The following is a 17,758-nucleotide window of genomic DNA, read 5'->3' as shown; positions in this document are numbered from 1 at the left end:
AGTGCTGAAAGAAGTACGAGTGGGTGAAAGAGTGTGACTCGCAGGGAGAAGTTTTTTCTGCGAAGACCTGTATGAGAAAATAGTACTCTCTCTCTATATATTGAATAACAGAGCATCAATTCTTTCTCCTGGTTATTTTCAATACATATACTAACGAAATCAATTGCCGTTCGTGAAAGAACCTTTTGCGAGTGGTTTATTTTTTAGGCTCTTTCTTAAGACCTGTTCTTGAACAAAAATACGAATTAAAGAGACAGCAAACTTAATTTAACCATTACGAAATGGGTATAGTTGCGTTAAAAAATTTCAACGAAAACATCCATTTTTTTGAACCGCTTAATATCAATATCAAATTTTAATAAGGCTCTTTTCTAAAACTTTGTTGCTTTTGACTCGAAAAAACAACTGTATGAGCTAGTTTTTATCCCAAAAGGGTTTCATTAATGAGAAAAGGGCTTGCAAACTAAATTAAACCATCCGAAAAGGCTACTATTGCGTTAAAATCGGCTTTAAGATTTTAACAACAATCTTTACGAAAACAACCTTTAATAATATTCACCTTAAATTAGAGAAAAAGGACTCTTATAGATAGTAGGTTTCTAATACTCAAGAATGGGAGCATTACTTAATGAATAAAAACGACATCGCTAATATCCGAAAAGAATTCAAATTGAATAACGCAAAGATGAACATCCGCGAAATTTTCACTGTTTATGTTCAAAAAGAAACGGGTGAGATTTACCATCACATGAGTCAGCCATTTGAGATGTTGGATTTAGAAGCACAAGAATTATTTTTAGCTAATTTTAAAAAAGTGCTGACTGGGAATCTAGATACGAAATTATTTGAATTAAGATTTCAACGTGAAGGTGAATTTCACACTCAAGCGATTCTTTATGAGGGAATACATGCAGAATCGACGGACGAGTGGAAGGAAAATATGCTCGACATCGTCGCAAAAATGTTTTCGCATACAGTTTATGATTTTGATACAGTGGTAACGTTCATTAGAGGCGAATACCGAAAACATACAAGGAAACGCGATCTGGAATCAGAAGAAGGTGGGGATGATGAGGTTTTTTCAAATGAATTTATACTTTGTAGTTTGAATAAAACAGACCAACCGAAAAAGGCGCTGCTGTTCGATTATGTTGAAAAAGCTTTCAAGCCCAATAATGTGTTTGATCCAATCATAAATTTAGCGGCTCCAATGTCAGGCTTCTTGTTTCCTGCTTTCAATGACAACGCCGCGGATGTAAACCACATCCTATATAATGCTGGGAAAAATAATCAACCAGATTATACTTTTATTGAACAAGTGCTTAATTGTGAAGAAGTGATTACCGCTGAAGATGATAAAGTGAGCTTCGAACAAATTTTAATTAATGTAATGGGTGATGAAGTAGACTCACGCGTGATTTCTAATGTTTACGAAGAGATTGATAAAATCGTCCATGAAAACGAAGAGAGTGAAGAAAGTAGCGAAATTCCGAGGTTGGATTATCGCGACGTCGAGAGAATTCTTGAAGTAAGTGGTGTTGAAAATGTGGACACCGAAAAAGTAGAGCATGCTTTTAAGGATGTACTTGATGATGAAAAACACGAGTTTAAAGCAAGTAGTTTAGTTCCCAAAAAAGTGAAAATCAGCACTAATATCGCCACAGTAACCCTCAATCCAAAAGACTTAAAAAACTTAAAATACATTACGTTTGATGGCAAGCGCTGTCTACTTTTAGAAGTGGAAGAAGACGTAGTTGTGGAAGGGTTTAAATTGGAGAATGGAACGCTATAATCCTTAACATTAAAAAATTAATTTATGATAAAAGATTGTACAAAGAATATATGGTAACAAAAGTTGGCTCCTATCTAAAATTAGGAGTCAACTTTTTTCGAGGTAGGATGCAGATTCTGTTTTAGAATTAGTATAGAGTATAGTGTTAAAATCTTAAGTTCGAGTGAGGATAGCTTTAAAATAAAGAAAATTTAGAATATTGTCAACAATCTGTTGATTCTGTACTGAAGTATCTTTATAATAACGGTAACTAAATCTTATCCTTTCTTCGTCTTTGTGAAAAATTGTTAACAATTTGGTTCGAGGTGTTATGATGCGCGAAAAAACCCATTTGCCCAAAATGATTGCTAGTCAGATTGTCATGGATATCGTGAATAATAAACTTGTCCCTGGCTCAAAAGTAATTGAAGAGAAATATGCGAATACATTTGGAACAAGCCGAGGACCAATTAGGGAAGCATTGTATATGCTTGAGACAGAGGGATTGATTGAGAGGATTCCAAAAAGGGGGGCTTTTGTAAAGAAGTATAATAAACAAGATCTATGTGATTTGTTTGAGGTTAGGATTGCACTTGAAATTATGTCAATCCGACGACTAAAATATCCATTGCCTGAAAATAAGATAAACGAGATTGATCGAATTATTGAAGCTATGTATACCGCTAACCAAGAAGAATACTCCATTTTAAATAATGACTTTCACTATAAAATATTGTGTTTATCAGAAAATGAGATTTTCAAAAACTTTTACTCTCGCTTAGGAGCTCCTTTAATTGCCTTACAAAAATTTGTCCTCGAAACCCCTGAGAACATTCAGCATTCTCTTCAAGAACATCAGTTGCTATGGAAAGCAATTAAAGAGAGAAAACTGAATATTGCAAAAGCAGTCTTGGAGGATCATATGGAAAGTGGCAAAAAGCGATTTCTAATGGGAATTGAAAAGAAAACAGGTTGATAGGATTTCGTTTTTTTTTGATATTGTCGCAGAAACAAGTATGTTTTCTGTTAATTAGTTATTTAAAGGCAAACGAAAGATAGGTGGAGCTAGTATGATTTTTGAAACCATTTTATTTGAAGTGAATGATAGAGTCGGTTATCTAGCCTTTAATCGGCCAAAAGTTCGAAATGCCATTAATATGAAAATGATAGATGAAGTTGAGCTTGTTGTTGGCGAGATTCAAAGGCACGGTAATGTTGATGTACTACTGATTACTGGAACGAATCATTCTTTTTGTGCGGGTGCGGATACGACGGATTTTTTAAACATGACTGTAGAAGAAAATCAACTTTTTCTAAATCAGTTTGGAAAAATGGTTAAAAATATTGAAAATCTATCCATCCCTGTTATAGGGGTTATCAATGGATACGCTTTTGGTGGTGGAGCAGAAATAGCTTTAGCTTGTGATTTTCGAATTGCATCTCCACAAGCATCTTTTCGATTTCCCGGTGCCTCTTATGGACTAGTGGTGAGTAGTCGCAATTTACCGGTTATTGTTGGAGCTTCGAAAGCAAAAGAACTCATCTTTCGTTCATGTGTTGTTTCTTCAGAAGAAGCTTATCGAATAGGAATAGTTGACCAACTGATAGAAGAACAAGAGCTTGATGCATATGCCAAAAAAGTCTCAAGAGAAATCCTAGGCAATTCAATGACGGCGGTTAAAAAGGTGAAGGAAGCAATTAACCTTGGCGTAGGTGCCTCGATGGAAAGAAGAATGGAAATAGAGAATGCAGCAAATGATTATTTAGTTCATCAAACAAATTACCGGGAAACCTTCTCCTCTTTTGTCGATCAAAGGAAAAAACGAAAAGTATAAGCGTTCTATTTTAATAGAAAAGTAGGGGGAAATCTTATGTGCAAAATGGTTACATTGAAAAAAATCGCTGTTTATCTTATTTTTGTTTTACTTTTAGGTTTAATTGCTGGGTGTGGAGATAATCAAAGTGCTAGCTCCAGTGAGGGGGATGGAAATTCTAAAAGTGTTACACTAAAATTGGCACATCAGTGGGCAGGTCCACAAAATGGTACAGGGGATTACCGCTCTCTTTTAGCTGAACGGTTTGCTGAGGAAGTGGAAAAGGCTAGTGATGGAAGCATAAAAGTTCAAGTGTTTCCGGCAAATTCTTTAGTGAAAGCAACAGAACAATATGATTCTCTCAATTCTGGGGCAATTGATATGGCTATTTGGGCGCCTTTTTATGATGCTGGAAAGGTTCCTGAATTTAGCATCACTTTATTACCAGGCATCATTCAATCGTTTGATCAGGCATGGCAGTGGAAAGACGAAGAGGTGGGGAAAGAATTTAACACATTGTTAGAAGATAATGGTGTGAAAAATCTCGTTTGGGGATGGGGAACAATGGCAATAGCTACCAAAAACAAAGAGGTCATATCCCCCGAAGATTTAAAAGGATTAAAAATTAGAGGTGCCGGAAAAGATACTGAAAAAATGTTGAGTCAGCTTGGAGCGGGTATTACGAGTATGGCTTCTTCCGAAATCTACAGTGCCCTTCAGACAAATACGATCGACGGAACATTAACATCCTTTGATTCCTTTTTATCTTATCGAATTTATGAAGTTGTAGATTATTTTAATTACACAGGCGGTAACTCCTTTCTATATTCAGCTAATCCGTTAGTAATAAGTAACCATGCTTGGGAAAATAAATTGTCTTCAGAACAGCAACAAATCATAGAAAAAGTTTCTGCCGATCTGCAGGACTGGGTAAAGGAAACGGCCATTGAATCGAACAGTGAGACGGTCCAAGTGTTCCGTGATAATGGAGTAAAAGTGCATGAAATGACACCAGAAGAATCACAAGAATGGTTTGATGCGGCGCAGCCGATCGTTGAAGAGTTTGCTCAGACTTCTGATACAGCAAACGAACTAGTAGAAGCTGCGAAAAAGCTGCACAAATAACTCAATCGTTTCTATAATAATGATAAAAATGGAACATAACAATTCCACCCTAAAATTGGCCTCTAACTTTTGTGGAGTGCCAATTTTTTTGCGTTAGGTAAACAGTCACTGTGACCTTATCTCCTGTTTGTGGTATGATTTCGGTAGTAAAGTTCTAGAGGATGGGGGTTTCTAGGTTGTTGACGATTAAGGAGATTGCGGAGATGGCGAGGGTTTCGCGGTCGACGGTTTCGCGTGTTTTGAATGAGTCTGGGTATGTGAGTGAGGAGGCTCGGAAACGGGTTCTTGAAGTGGTGGAGCGTACTGGTTATGTTCCGAGTCAGCATGCTCAATCCTTAAGAACGAAAAAGACGCGAGTGATTGGGGTTGTGCTTCCTAAATTGGGTACGGAAACTGCAGGGCGGGTTGTCAATGGGATTAATGAGATTCTAAGTGAACAAGGTTATCAAATCTTGTTAACGAGCACGAATCTTCAAGCTGAGAAAGAGATTGAGTATTTACGATTGTTAAAAAGCAGGCAAGTGGACGGGATCATTTTAAGTGCGACAAATATCAATGATAATTTGTTGGCAGAAATCAAACAGTTGAAATTACCATTTGTGGCAATTGGTCAGGATATTCCGAGCGTTTCTAGTGTAACTTATGATGATTTTCATGCCGCAAAAGCGATGACAGAGCTGATGATCAAGAAAGGACGCAGTAAGATAGCATTTATTGGGGTGGACGAAGCAGATCAAGCGGTTGGGGTTATGCGTAAACAAGGATTTCTTCAGGCGATGAAGCAAAATGGTCTACAGGTACGGAAAGAGTGGATGGTCACAGCTGATTTTGATATTCCCTCCGGTTCCCGAGCAATGGCACAGATATTGGCTGAAACCACTGAGGGCAATAAACCAGATGCCATTTTCTGCGTAACCGAACGAATTGCGGTAGGAGCGATGCAAACTCTGAAAGAAACTGGTTTCAAAATCCCAGCTCAAATTTCAATTACAGGAATTGGCGCTTCCGACATCTCTAAATATGTGGATCCAGCATTAACAACAATGGATTATGAGAATGAGACAGCTGGGAAAGAAGCAGCTAAAATGCTATTAGCTCAAATTGAGAAAAATATACTTACTCATAAAAAGATTGTTTTAAATGGTAGACTGATCATCAGGAATAGTATATAATCAGTGTGAAATCGATTTCATATTGTAAAATAAGAAATGGAATAAATCTTTTTCGTTCTATATTGGATTTAATTCCTTTTTTATTTCTATGTTGTGGAATCGATTCCACGTTTAACTTTAGATGGTATGGAATCGATTCCATAGTCTTGATTTCTCATAAACTTAATGTTTTCGGGAAGGGTAACAAATTAAAGGAGGGTCTGGTAATGGCCAACAATCAAGAAATTGCAAAACAGATCATTGAAGCTGTTGGTGGCGACGAAAATATTGTATCTGCTGCCCACTGTGCAACAAGATTAAGAATCATGGTTAAAGACAAAGAAAAAATTAACCAAGATCAAGTTGAGAACATTGAAAAAGTAAAAGGTGCTTTTTACAACTCCGGTCAGTACCAAGTCATTTTAGGAACTGGTACTGTAAATAAAATTTATGAAGAAGTAACCAAGCTGGGAATCGATGCTTCGAGCAAGGGTGAACAAGCAAAAGAAGCAGCAAAAAGCGGGTCGAGGTTTCAACGTGCTATCCGGACGTTCGGGGACGTTTTTGTTCCAATCATCCCTGCACTTGTCGCAACTGGTTTGTTTATGGGATTACGTGGATTGGTCATGCAAGAGCAAATTCTTGCGTTGTTTGGGATGTCACCAGAAGACATTTCGCAGAACTTCCTTTTATTCACAGAAATTCTAACAGATACAGCGTTTGTTTTCTTACCTGCCCTTGTGGCATGGTCAACTTTCCGTGTATTTGGAGGGTCGCCAATCATTGGGTTAGTCCTTGGACTTATGCTGGTTAGCCCTGCGTTGCCAAATGCCTGGGGTGTGGCTGGAGGAAGCGTTGAACCGTTAATGTTTTTTGGCTTTATTCCTGTTTTAGGGTATCAAGGTTCTGTTCTTCCAGCCTTTATTGCTGGAATCATTGGGGCAAAATTAGAAAAACAAATTCGCAAACGTGTACCAGATGCGTTTGATTTAATTGTAACGCCATTTTTAACATTACTGATTATGATTTTCCTTGCTTTATTTGTTATTGGTCCAGTTTTCCATACGGTTGAGGACTTAATTTTAAGAGGAACTGTTGCAGTATTAGAGTGGCCGTTTGGTATTAGTGGTCTATTAATTGGTGGCTTAAACCAAATCATTGTTGTTTCCGGTGTCCATCACGTCTTTAATATGCTTGAAATTTCATTGTTAGAAAACCTTGGATACAACCCATATAATGCGATTGTTACATGTGCCACAGCTGCACAAGGTGGCGCGGCTTTAGCAGTTGGATTAAAGTCAAAATCAACAAAGCTAAAGGCTCTTGCTCTCCCGTCATCTTTTTCAGCGTTCTTAGGTATAACTGAACCTGCCATTTTCGGTGTGAATTTACGTTACGGAAAGCCATTTATTATGGGACTAATTGGGGGAGCAGTTGGTGGTTTCTTCGCTAGCATCTTTGGCTTAAAAGCTACAGGAATGGCGATCACCGTAATTCCAGGTGCTTTGCTTTACCTGAATGGCCAAATTTTATTGTATTTGTTGGTTAATCTTATTGCAATTGGAACAGCATTCGCTTTAACTTGGATGTTTGGATATTCCGATAAAATGTTAAAAAACCAGCAGCAGTAACCGGAATCTACAATGAAAAGAGGAAAGACCATCATGACGAAAAATGGATTAATCACACTTGGAGAAGCGTTGATTGACTTTATTCCTGTTGATGCAACAAATATAACTTATCAAAAAAGCCCTGGTGGTGCCCCCGCAAATGTAGCGGTTGGGGCAGCCAGATTAGGGATGAAATCTGCGTTTATCGGTAAATTAGGTCAAGATGTGTTAGGTGAATTTCTCATCGAGACCTTAACGAACTATGGAGTGGATGTTTCATCTGTTGCTCAAACAGCTGATTATCGGACAGGGCTTGTGTTTGTTACACTTGACCAAACGGGAGAACGTAGTTTTAGTTTTTTTGTAAAAGAGAGTGCGGATCTATTTTTAGAAAGTACTGAAGTAAATGAAATTCCTTTTAAAAACCATAAAATTTTCCATTTTGGTACAATTTCAATGCTGCAGAACCCAGTGAAGCAATCAACATTAACAGCTATACAATTTGCAAAAAAACATGGAATGATTGTGTCATTTGACCCCAATGTACGCCTGAGTCTATGGAAAGATGAAAAGCAATTACGAGACACAATCTTTTCTGTTCTGCCAGATGTCGATGTATTTAAGCTCTCGGATGAAGAATTAGCTTTTTTAACAGGGGAAGCGGACACGGCAATCATTGAGGACTGGATAAAAACCTACAATCTTAAGCTTGTATTCTTGACCAAGGGTGCAGAAGGAAGCATTGTGTTTACCAAAACAGGGTCAGTTGAGGTTTCTGCTTTGAAAGTGAAAACTGTTGATACGACTGGTGCGGGCGATGCCTTTGTTTCAGGGTTTCTTTATCAATTGAATCAAAGACAAGCCGACCTTGCTGATTTAACATTAGACGAAGCTAGGGAGATCGCAAAATTTGCTTCTGTTTCTGGTGGACTTGCAGCCTCGGAGAAGGGAGCGATGACAGCTCTACCCACTTTGTCAGCCGTGAACAAAATCATGACAGGAAATGGGAGTATAGAATGACTCAACAAGAATTACTAGCAAAGGCAGCTAAAAAAGTTACTGAAAATCAAAACAAGATTGAAAAAGATTCTAACCGGTTACAGTTTCATTTAATGCCACCGGTGGGGTTATTGAACGACCCTAATGGACTGATCCATTTTAATGGTGTATATCATGTGTTTTATCAGTGGAATCCTTTTGAAACTGCACATGGGGCAAAGTTCTGGGGACATTATACTTCATACGATTTAGTGAATTGGCAGGAACAACCACCCGCGCTTGCTCCAAGTGAATGGTATGAGAAAAATGGCTGTTATTCGGGTAGTGCCGTCGAGGCAGATGGGAAATTGATTTTGTTTTACACAGGAAACGTAAAAAACGAAAACAATGAACGAGAAACATATCAATGTATGGCAGTTTCAACCGATGGGATTCACTTTGAAAAAAAAGGTCCTGTTGTTTACTTGCCAGAAGGCTATACTGCTCATTTTCGTGATCCAAAAGTTTGGAAACAAAATGGGATTTGGTATATGGTACTGGGAGCGCAAACGGAGAGTGAAGATGGCCAAGTTGTTTTGTACGAATCCAATGACCTTGAAAATTGGAAATTCAAAGGCCCCATTGCTGGTGGAAATCTAAATGGATTAGGCAAATTTGGTTATATGTGGGAATGCCCGGACTTATTTAGATTGAGTGGGAAAGATGTTTTATTAATTTCTCCTCAGGGAATTGAAGCAGAAAAGCATCGTTATCAGAATTTGTTTCAGTCAGGTTATTTTGTCGGTAATTGGAATTCTGAAAAAAATGTGTATGAACATGGGGCATTCGTTGAACTTGATCATGGCTTTGATTTTTACGCACCGCAAACGTTCGAAGATGCACAAGGAAGACGTATAATGTATGCATGGATGGGTCTAACAGATGAACATGAAGCCTATCAGCCAACGATTAAGAACGGTTGGATTCATGGATTGACGCTGCCGCGGGAGTTAGCACTAAAAGGCAATAAACTTTATCAAAAACCTGTTGAGGAACTCAAGCAGTTGCGGAAATCAACAGATTTTAACGGTCAGGTTTCGCTTGAAAATGAAAAATGGTCGGATTTAACTGGATCGATAAGTGAACTTGCTATCGATATCCAACAATTAAATGTAAAGATGCTATCCATTACGATCCGCGACAATCTGAAGCTAATCTATCACCAGGATCAGGGCTTGTTGAACCTTGAAAGGAAAACGTTTAAGGACGGAACTCCGGAAACTCGCTCATGTGAACTTGCTAGTCTCCGCAAGCTGCATATCTTTATAGACACCAGTTCTGTTGAAGTGTTTCTGAATGATGGCGAAGAAGTGATGACAGCGAGGTTTTTTGCGGACCCTGCTGAACAGAAAATTTCTGTTTCCGCGAATGGGCAAGTGGAGATGTTTATTGAAAAATGGAGTCTTCAAGCCTTTCCTAAATAGTAGTTCTATATTTCAGACCTCAAGAATTATACATCTTGAGGTCTGTTTACTTTTAAGAGCTGAAAGTAAATGTTGATTCTTCCTCTTTTTTGTTCGGAAAAAGTAGAAAAGTGCCCGAAGTGACACTTACAAAGGATCGTTATTATGTGGTCATAGCCAAACTCGAAAGGGTAGCTGCTGTTGAACTGTATTTAAATGAACAACAGATGGTGGAACAAGCTCTTTAGAAACCAGTGCTTGTCCTTAGTATGTCTAAAACCAAGTTGGATAAGAACAGGAGCAGTAGAAGAAACAACAAAGTCCTCATAACCAGCAGAGATAGCGATAGGAGCAGTAGTAAAGCTTTTTTCTTTTTTGTTGAACATGGGTCAGGTTGCGAACGGTCCCATTATATCTCTATTTCAAAAGTCCTAGCTGCAAAGATACCAAGTTTTGTAAAATAGTTCCATTGAATGAATTTTCTGATATCTTTGTTTGTTTGATAGACAAAGATAGTAATTGCTTGCTAATATGTAATAAAAATATTTGTTTAACATTTATTATGCTACTTAGCGGGAGATTTAATTATTCTGATGGAATACTCAATCCCAAAAACTGTGTGAAGTATAGATTAAAATTGTTTTTTTGTTTCCCAATGGCAGCGCTTACTATACTTTGGTTTAGAAAAATTTTTAAAATATTTCGTTAATACTCCAATCACCAAACAAACCTAAGATAAACTAAATTTTGTCATTCAACTTCAATTCGTGGTAGCAACTTCGTCATACTAGACGAATTGTTATAAAAAGGTAGAGGAGAGGGGAGAAGATAATATTGACTAGCAAAGTGAGAAAGGTTTTAAGTTTATTTTTAGTGTTTACTTTGGTATGTGCCCTCATTCCATTTCGGGGTGTGCAGGCACAAGAGCAAAGCGCTAGCACCACAATCTATTGGGATGATGTCAGGCAAGAAATTGATGGCTTTGGTGCGTCAGGTGCTTTCCAGCAGGCTAAACATCTAATGGAATTCCCTGAAAAGGAGAGGCAAGAAATTCTTGACCTGTTGTTTTCAACTGATGAGGGAGCCGGCTTTTCCATTGTCCGTAATATGGTTGGCGACGGTGGTATTAATGAATGGGGGAACGAAATGGATGGTCCAACCCCAACAATTTGGCCAAAAGAGGATGGGCCTTTTGTTTGGACCGGAGATGAAGACCAGATATGGCTGATGAACCAAGCGAAAAACTATGGGGTCGAAAAATTTGTAAGTACCGTTTGGAGTCCTCCAGCATGGATGAAAACAAATAATAGTGTTATCAGAGGAGGAGAAGTGCGAGAAGACAAGTATCAGCAATACGCTGATTATCTTTCCGCATATATTCGAGGATACAAACAGCATCATGGAATTGACATTTACGGCATTTCTCTAGCGAATGAACCTGATTTTAATGCCTCCTATTCATCCTCTCGATGGACTGGAAAACAATTTAAGAAATTCATCAATGAAAATCTAACCCCTACATTTGAGGAAGATGGAATTAACTCAAAGGTTATTCTTGGTGAGGCGATGGCATTCAAAGAAGATCCACATATTGTTGTTCCAGTTTTAGAAGATGAGCAAGCCCGCGAACGAGTAGACATTGTCGCTGCACATGCGTATGGTGGCGATCGTGGATTGGGTGCAACGTTTCCAACAGTGAAGAAGTATGATAAAAAACTCTGGGAAACAGAAACCTCAAACTTAGGAACCAATGATCCTACTATTAAAGATGGATTGTATTGGGCAAAGCTTCTTCATCACCATATGACGGTTGCAGAAGCTAATGCATGGTTCTACTGGTGGTTTGTGTCCTTCAAATTGGATAAAGGTGAACCTCTTATTAACTTAGACATCGAAAATAAAGAATATCATCTCAATAAAAGGCTGTTTACAATCGGAAACTACAGTCGATTTATACGTCCTGGGTACAATCGAATCAACACACGTACTAATGGTGGTTCAGGGATCTATGTTTCTGCATATAAAAATGCTGAAACAGGGGAATATGCGATTGTTGCCATCAATGAAAATGATTCCTCTTCCAAGTTAAACCTAAATTTTGATGGATTTAATGCGACCATGGTAACAGATTCTGTTACATCATACAGAACGTCTGAAACAGAAAACTTAAAGCAGCTTGATGAACTAGCAGTAAAGAATGGAGAAGTGACAACAGAACTTGCGGCAAAGAGTGTCACTACATTCATTGGAAAAGCAAAGGACGTTTCAAGCTCAGTATTATCTCCAATCAAAGTAGATGAAGTCAATTCCATTAAGCAAGGTAGCAAGCTCCCAGTTAAAATGAAATTAGTGGATTCAGAAGGGACTTCGATAGTAGGTGCGGAAGCAAGACTATTTGTTGCAGAGATAGTTAATGGAGAAGTTAGATCTGAAGTGGAAGCGAAATCTCCGGGCAATGCAAATAAAGGGAATCTTTTCCGATATGATGAAAAAGCAGGATACTATATGTTCAATTTTGATTCAAAACCACATTCTAAAGGAAATTATCAGCTTCGCATCGATATTGGTGGACAAACAGTTAATAGTATTCAAGTAAAACTGAGGTAAATAATCGAGAAAAATAGAATAATTAGGAGGGCATGCAAGGAAATCATTGCATGCCCTTGTTAATAGGTTAGATACATTCAAATGATAAAGCAATTTTTATCAACTTTTAAAAAAGGGTAGGTGTAAAGGCTCTTTTTAAATGGAAAGCCTGTTTACCAACTGGCTAAAGAGGCTTCTCTCACATTGTTCCATATTATTCCATATCTTCTGTCACAACTTGTCCATGGATGTGAGATTTTGGAGCTTTGTCTAAGTGAACCGTTTCTTTCTGTTCTTTTTCCATTTCATATGAATTTTGTTTAAATTGCTTTTGCTCTTGTTGGTTTTTGTTGTAAGTCATGTTCCACCTCCATATATACTATTTGGGTATGCTAGGTTGTTTATACATGAGTTCGTTAAGTGAGGAGGCTTGTTAATTTCATTTATTCACTTAGTCGCTATCACACTACATTCCTTTTTTTATAACCATTACATAATTTCGGTTCTACTGGATAAAACTGATAAAGGGTTTTTCCAAAGTTATGGAGGTTTATAAAAATGGAAGAAAGTAGAAATCAAAACAACAAATTAGGGACTGGTGAGAGCCAAGATTCGCTAACGAATCGTCAGGGTCATCCTGTCACAGATAACCAAAATATCCGTACTGTTGGAAATCGTGGTCCGTCGACTCTTGAAAATTATGATTTCCTCGAAAAAATGTCTCATTTTGATCGTGAACGTGTACCGGAGCGTGTCGTACATGCTCGTGGCGCTGGAGCACATGGCTATTTTGAATCCTATGGAACAGTTGGTGATGAGCCAGTTTCCAAGTATACACGTGCTAAGCTTTTCCAGGAAAAAGGGAAGCGAACACCTGTGTTTGTCCGTTTCTCAACAGTTGCAGGAGCAATGGAATCTCCGGAAACAGCACGCGACCCACGTGGGTTTGCAGTGAAATTTTATACCGAGGATGGAAACTGGGATCTTGTTGGCAATAACCTAAAGATTTTCTTTATTCGTGATGCAATGAAATTTCCTGATATGATCCACGCGTTTAAGCCGGATCCTGTTTCAAATGTTAGCGACCCTGAGCGGATGTTTGATTTTTTAGCAAAAACTCCTGAAGCAACACATATGGTAACCTTCTTATTCTCTCCCTGGGGAATTCCGGCAAATTATCGCCAAATGCAAGGTTCCGGGGTTAACACCTACAAATGGGTGAACAGTGAAGGGAAGGCTGTGCTTGTTAAGTATCACTGGGAACCGTTGAATCAAGGAATTAAAAATTTAACCCAAAAAGAAGCCGAAGCGATTCAAGCGAAAAATGTTAGTCATTCAACCCAAGATTTGTATGAAGCAATTGAGCGCGGTGACTACCCAGAATGGGAGTTTTGCGTCCAAATCATGGAGGATGGGGAGCATCCTGAGCTTGATTTTGATCCACTGGATGATACAAAACTATGGCCAACTGACAAATTCCCATTCTTAAAAGTAGGAAAGATGGTATTAAATAAAAACCCAGAGAATTATTTTAATGAAGTGGAACAAGCAGCGTTTGGTACAGGTGTATTGGTGGACGGTCTTGACTTTTCTGATGATAAAATGCTGCAAGGTCGAACATTCTCTTACTCTGATACACAACGTCACCGTGTAGGCACAAACTACTTACAGTTGCCAATCAACGCCCCGAAAAAACGTGTTGCTACAAATCAGCGTGGCGGTCAAATGTCTTATTTTGTGGATACAGCACCAGGTAAAAATCCACATGTTAACTATGAACCATCTACGCGTAACGGGTTAACAGAAGCAGAACAGGTTGGCAAGGTCCATGAGCCAGAATATAACGCGAAATTGGTTCGTGAAAAAATTGATCGTACCAATGATTTTGGCCAAGCTGGTGATACGTATCGGAATTTAGAGGATTGGGAAAAAGATGAGTTGATCAGCAATTTGGTTGATGCATTGAAAGTCTGTAACGCCGAGATTCGGAAGAATATGATTGAATATTTTACAAAGGCAGACGAGGACTATGGTCGTCGTGTAAAAGAAGGCGTGGAGCAAGCAATGGCAATGATGAAAGACAAAGATCATACAGCTTCTGCCGCCGCAGACGAGGCAAGTGATGCGGCGAAAAATATGGGGAAAGAAGCAGATCCATATTAAGTTTGGGCGGATGAAAATTCCTTATAAAGTATTAACAAGAAGGTGAACAGACTTACTTACTGTTCGCCTTCTTTGTTGAAAACTTTGTGGAACATCATTTCTGTGAAACAAGAGAATTCGGGGCGTCCCTGTGACTCTAAAAGGAAAATATCAAAAAGTGATGCTTGCTTTTTTCTGATTGGGTCAGATATAATGAATTTTCACTAATAATGATAATCATTATCAATTAACCGAGAAATTAACAGACGTTAAGAGGATGAGTATGAAACTATGGATGTTAAGTATTGCTGCCATCGTCCAGTCTATTGTATCTTTATTTATCGGTGCGATTGATATTGGGATAACGGACTTATTCGATTGGGAGTCGGATAAGACACAAATTTTCTTGATTAGCCGCTTGCCGCGTTTATTGGCGATTATTTTGGCAGGGGCAGGAATGAGTATTGCCGGTTTAATCATGCAGTCTTTAAGTCGAAACAAATTTGCCTCACCGACACAACGGGTACATTGGATGCTGCGAAACTAGGAATCTTAATTTCAATGTTGGTGTTTACAAAGGTCACCTATATGCAGCAAATTGTTTTTAGCTTCGCGTTTGCGTTACTAGGAACCTTTGTTTTTATGCAAATCCTAGACCGGATCAAGTTTAAAGATGTTATTTTTGTTCCATTAATCGGGATTATGTACGGAAATATTTTATCATCCATTACGACGTTTTTTGCGTACGAATCCGATTTAATCCAAAACATCTCTGCATGGTTAATGGGAAGTTTCACATTAATTATGTCTGGTCGTTATGAATTATTGTACATAAGTATTCCTGTCGTCATATTAGCTTATTTATATGCTAATAAATTTACCGTTGCTGGAATGGGTGAGGATTTCACAAAGAATTTAGGTTTAAGCTATAAACTTGTCCTCAACATTGGCCTTGTTCTCGCATCAATCATTTCAACTACTGGGTCTTAACAGTCGGAATCATTCCATTTTTAGATTGATTGTACCGAATATTGTTTCCATCTATTTAGGGGACAATTTGCGTAAAATCATCCCGCACACCGCCCTTTTAGGTGTGGTATTTCTATTAATCTGTGATATTATCGGGCGCATTGTGATCCATCCACATGAAATCCCTGTTAACATTACTGTCGCGGTTATCGGTAGTGCGATCTTCTTAATTTTGTTATTTATGGGGAGAGCATATGCGAAGTAACAGGGCGAAGTTGATTGTGTTGGGAATTGTCGCCATCATCAGCATTGTACTATATGCTTTCTATGATATAAAAGGTGGATTTGACTATGCGTTTCCTAAACGTTTAGTTCGAATTGGTGCAATGGTAGTAACTGGAATTGCGATTGCATATTCGACTGTTGTATTCCGAACCATTACCCATAATCGGATTTTAACTCCTTCGGTAATGGGGATTGATTCGATGTATGAGGTTGTTCAAACATTTATCTACTTCTTTGCTGGTTCAATGTCGATATGGATTCTTAATAAATATTTGAATTTTGGGCTAGCAATTGGAGCGATGGTTCTTTTTGCTCTACTGCTATATCGGTTTTTATTCCGTGCAGATAAGCATCCAATTTATTTTTTGCTTATTATTGGTTTGATATTAGGAACACTGCTAGGTAGCTTTGTCACGTTTTTACAAGTCTTGATCAGTCCTACGGAATATTTGAGTTTGCAAACCCTTTTGTTCGCAAGCTTCATCAATGTCAAAGCAGATTTGTTGTATATTGCGCTAGCAATTTTGGGGATAAGCTTTATTTATGGTTATTTCATTATTGATTAGTTAGATGTTATGTCACTTGGTCGGGAAAATGTTATGAATCTAGGTATCAACTACGACCGTATGGTTATGAATATTTTAATTTTATCAGCGGTGTTGTTTGCAACATCCACGGCACTCGTGGGTCCGATTACATCCCTAAGTTTAATTGTATCCAATCTTGCTTACCAATATATCAATACCCATAGGCCTTCTTTGTTAATTGTCGGGGCTAGCTTGATTAGTATTATAGCTTTAGTGGGTGGCCAATTCCTTGTTGAGCATATTTTTGAGCTGCGGACAACATTAAGTGTTATCATTAACTTTATCGGTGGGTTGTACTTTATTTACTTATTACTAAAAGAAAGTAGGGCAGCAGGATGATTGAAATCAAAGGCTTAACGAAACGATTTGGGAAAAAACCTGTTGTGGAAGATGTATCGGTTACGATTGAACCGAGAACGATTACGTCGTTTATCGGGCCAAATGGGGCCGGGAAGTCTACGCTTCTTTCAATGGTGAGTCGTTTATTGGAGGCAGACACTGGGGAAGTATTAGTAGACCGTAACGATGTGAAAAAATGGAAGTCAAACGAATTTGCTAAACGTGTCTCCATTTTAAAACAATCAAATCATATGAATGTTCGGCTAACGGTACGTGAACTCGTTTCATTTGGCCGTTACCCATATAGCAAAGGTCGTCTTACGCAAGAAGATCGAAAGTTTGTTGATCAAGCACTAGAGTACATGAATTTAACCGAGATGCAGGATAAATTTTTGGATGAACTATCTGGTGGTCAAAAGCAGCGCGCGTTTATTGCGATGGTCATTGCTCAAGATACGGAATATATCCTCCTAGATGAGCCGTTAAATAATTTAGACATGAAGCATTCGGTACAAATTATGAAAATACTGCGCCAACTTGTCGATGAGTTGGGCAAGACTGTTGTCATAGTTTTGCATGATATTAATTTTGCCTCTTTCTATTCTGACCGCATTGTCGCGTTGAAAGACGGAAAATTGGTGAAAAATGGACCGACCCACGAAGTGATTCGGTCTGATTCCTTACGAGAAATCTATGAAATGGATATCCCTGTACAAGAACAAGATGGATGCCGCCTTTGTGTCTATTTTAATTCTTGTTCAGCAACAGCGAACTGATTGGTGATTATAGCCTAGGGGAAGCGAAGTGAAAAGCTTTGTTTTCTCTAGGCTATTTTTATTATAAAATTCGAAATTGTTTCCAAAAAGTGTTAGCAGAAAAATTTTCTCGTCCTATAATGAGAATGGTTATCGATGATAATGATTATCATCCCCATTAAA

Annotated in this window: 12 protein-coding genes and 2 pseudogenes; 13 read left to right on the top strand and 1 reads right to left on the bottom strand. The window is 38.3% G+C overall.

Translation table 11 applies throughout. The annotated features are described in order from the left end of the window. Positions 1-628: 628 nt before the first annotated feature. The 9 genes from M3182_RS12600 to M3182_RS12560 all read left to right on the top strand — a co-directional run bounded on the left by M3182_RS12600 (position 629) and on the right by M3182_RS12560 (position 12,519). Entirely contained in the window at positions 629-1,792 is a 1,164-nt protein-coding gene (locus tag M3182_RS12600) for a DUF4317 domain-containing protein (protein WP_251558286.1), read from the top strand. A 310-nt stretch (positions 1,793-2,102) separates the two neighbouring features. Beyond that, complete coding sequence (locus M3182_RS12595) at positions 2,103-2,747, top strand: GntR family transcriptional regulator (protein WP_251558284.1); 645 nt, start codon at positions 2,103-2,105, stop codon at positions 2,745-2,747. A 94-nt stretch (positions 2,748-2,841) separates the two neighbouring features. Then, positions 2,842-3,606, top strand: a complete 765-nt coding sequence (locus M3182_RS12590) for an enoyl-CoA hydratase/isomerase family protein (RefSeq protein WP_251558282.1) — start codon at positions 2,842-2,844, stop codon at positions 3,604-3,606. A 36-nt stretch (positions 3,607-3,642) separates the two neighbouring features. Further along, positions 3,643-4,710 (top strand): TRAP transporter substrate-binding protein DctP, encoded by a 1,068-nt coding sequence (dctP, locus tag M3182_RS12585; RefSeq protein WP_251558280.1) that lies wholly within the window; start codon positions 3,643-3,645, stop codon positions 4,708-4,710. Between the two features lie 176 nt (positions 4,711-4,886). Next, entirely contained in the window at positions 4,887-5,882 is a 996-nt protein-coding gene (locus M3182_RS12580) for a LacI family DNA-binding transcriptional regulator (protein ID WP_251427561.1), read from the top strand. A 206-nt stretch (positions 5,883-6,088) separates the two neighbouring features. Beyond that, positions 6,089-7,492, top strand: a complete 1,404-nt coding sequence (locus M3182_RS12575; RefSeq protein ID WP_251558278.1) for a sucrose-specific PTS transporter subunit IIBC — start codon at positions 6,089-6,091, stop codon at positions 7,490-7,492. Positions 7,493-7,525: 33 nt separating this feature from the next. Continuing rightward, a complete protein-coding gene (locus tag M3182_RS12570; RefSeq protein ID WP_251558276.1) occupies positions 7,526-8,491 on the top strand; it encodes a carbohydrate kinase family protein in 966 nt (321 codons plus the stop codon). After that, the gene (locus M3182_RS12565) at positions 8,488-9,933 is read left to right on the top strand and encodes a glycoside hydrolase family 32 protein (protein ID WP_251427570.1); all 1,446 of its coding nucleotides are present in this window, start codon (positions 8,488-8,490) and stop codon (positions 9,931-9,933) included. Before M3182_RS12570 ends, M3182_RS12565 begins: the two co-directional genes overlap by 4 nt. Positions 9,934-10,746: 813 nt before the next feature. Next, positions 10,747-12,519, top strand: a complete 1,773-nt coding sequence (locus M3182_RS12560) for a glycoside hydrolase family 30 protein (RefSeq protein ID WP_251558274.1) — start codon at positions 10,747-10,749, stop codon at positions 12,517-12,519. A gap of 193 nt (positions 12,520-12,712) precedes the next feature. Here M3182_RS12560 and M3182_RS12555 read toward each other — a convergent pair whose 3' ends face one another. After that, positions 12,713-12,859: a hypothetical protein gene (locus M3182_RS12555; RefSeq protein ID WP_251558272.1), complete on the bottom strand. Its 147-nt coding sequence runs from the start codon at positions 12,857-12,859 to the stop codon at positions 12,713-12,715. Between the two features lie 197 nt (positions 12,860-13,056). Here M3182_RS12555 and M3182_RS12550 point away from each other — a divergent pair, with 197 nt between their 5' ends. The 4 genes and pseudogenes from M3182_RS12550 (at position 13,057) to M3182_RS12535 (ending at position 17,596) form a co-directional block, all read left to right on the top strand. Then, a complete protein-coding gene (locus M3182_RS12550) occupies positions 13,057-14,661 on the top strand; it encodes a catalase (protein WP_251427579.1) in 1,605 nt (534 codons plus the stop codon). Positions 14,662-14,923: 262 nt separating this feature from the next. Next, positions 14,924-15,874: pseudogene (locus tag M3182_RS12545) on the top strand (ABC transporter permease). Next, positions 15,864-16,820, top strand: a pseudogene (locus M3182_RS12540) (iron chelate uptake ABC transporter family permease subunit). The pseudogenes M3182_RS12545 and M3182_RS12540 overlap by 11 nt, the downstream one beginning before the upstream one ends. Beyond that, on the top strand, positions 16,817-17,596 hold the full coding sequence (locus tag M3182_RS12535) for an iron ABC transporter ATP-binding protein (RefSeq protein ID WP_251558270.1): 780 nt from the start codon (positions 16,817-16,819) through the stop codon (positions 17,594-17,596). Before M3182_RS12540 ends, M3182_RS12535 begins: the two are co-directional and overlap by 4 nt. Positions 17,597-17,758: the final 162 nt, after the last annotated feature.

The sequence above is a fragment of the Mesobacillus maritimus genome, from assembly GCF_023715205.1.
Taxonomy (GTDB): Bacteria; Bacillota; Bacilli; order Bacillales; family Cytobacillaceae; genus Mesobacillus_B; species Mesobacillus_B maritimus_C.
The sequence above is the reverse complement of the archived record's forward strand: the minus strand, read 5'-3'. Positions and strand labels throughout refer to the sequence as shown.

Bases quoted from the DNA above. Each gene is read 5' to 3' on its own strand.
- M3182_RS12590 (WP_251558282.1), top strand. From the start codon at position 2,842: ATGATTTTTGAAACCATTTTATTTGAAGTGAATGATAGAGTCGGTTAT.
- M3182_RS12595 (WP_251558284.1), top strand. From the start codon at position 2,103: ATGATGCGCGAAAAAACCCATTTGCCCAAAATGATTGCTAGTCAGATT.
- M3182_RS12575 (WP_251558278.1), top strand. From the start codon at position 6,089: ATGGCCAACAATCAAGAAATTGCAAAACAGATCATTGAAGCTGTTGGT.
- dctP (WP_251558280.1), top strand. From the start codon at position 3,643: ATGTGCAAAATGGTTACATTGAAAAAAATCGCTGTTTATCTTATTTTT.
- M3182_RS12600 (WP_251558286.1), top strand. From the start codon at position 629: ATGAATAAAAACGACATCGCTAATATCCGAAAAGAATTCAAATTGAAT.
- M3182_RS12555 (WP_251558272.1), bottom strand. From the start codon at position 12,859: ATGACTTACAACAAAAACCAACAAGAGCAAAAGCAATTTAAACAAAAT.
- M3182_RS12550 (WP_251427579.1), top strand. From the start codon at position 13,057: ATGGAAGAAAGTAGAAATCAAAACAACAAATTAGGGACTGGTGAGAGC.
- M3182_RS12565 (WP_251427570.1), top strand. From the start codon at position 8,488: ATGACTCAACAAGAATTACTAGCAAAGGCAGCTAAAAAAGTTACTGAA.
- M3182_RS12570 (WP_251558276.1), top strand. From the start codon at position 7,526: ATGACGAAAAATGGATTAATCACACTTGGAGAAGCGTTGATTGACTTT.
- M3182_RS12535 (WP_251558270.1), top strand. From the start codon at position 16,817: ATGATTGAAATCAAAGGCTTAACGAAACGATTTGGGAAAAAACCTGTT.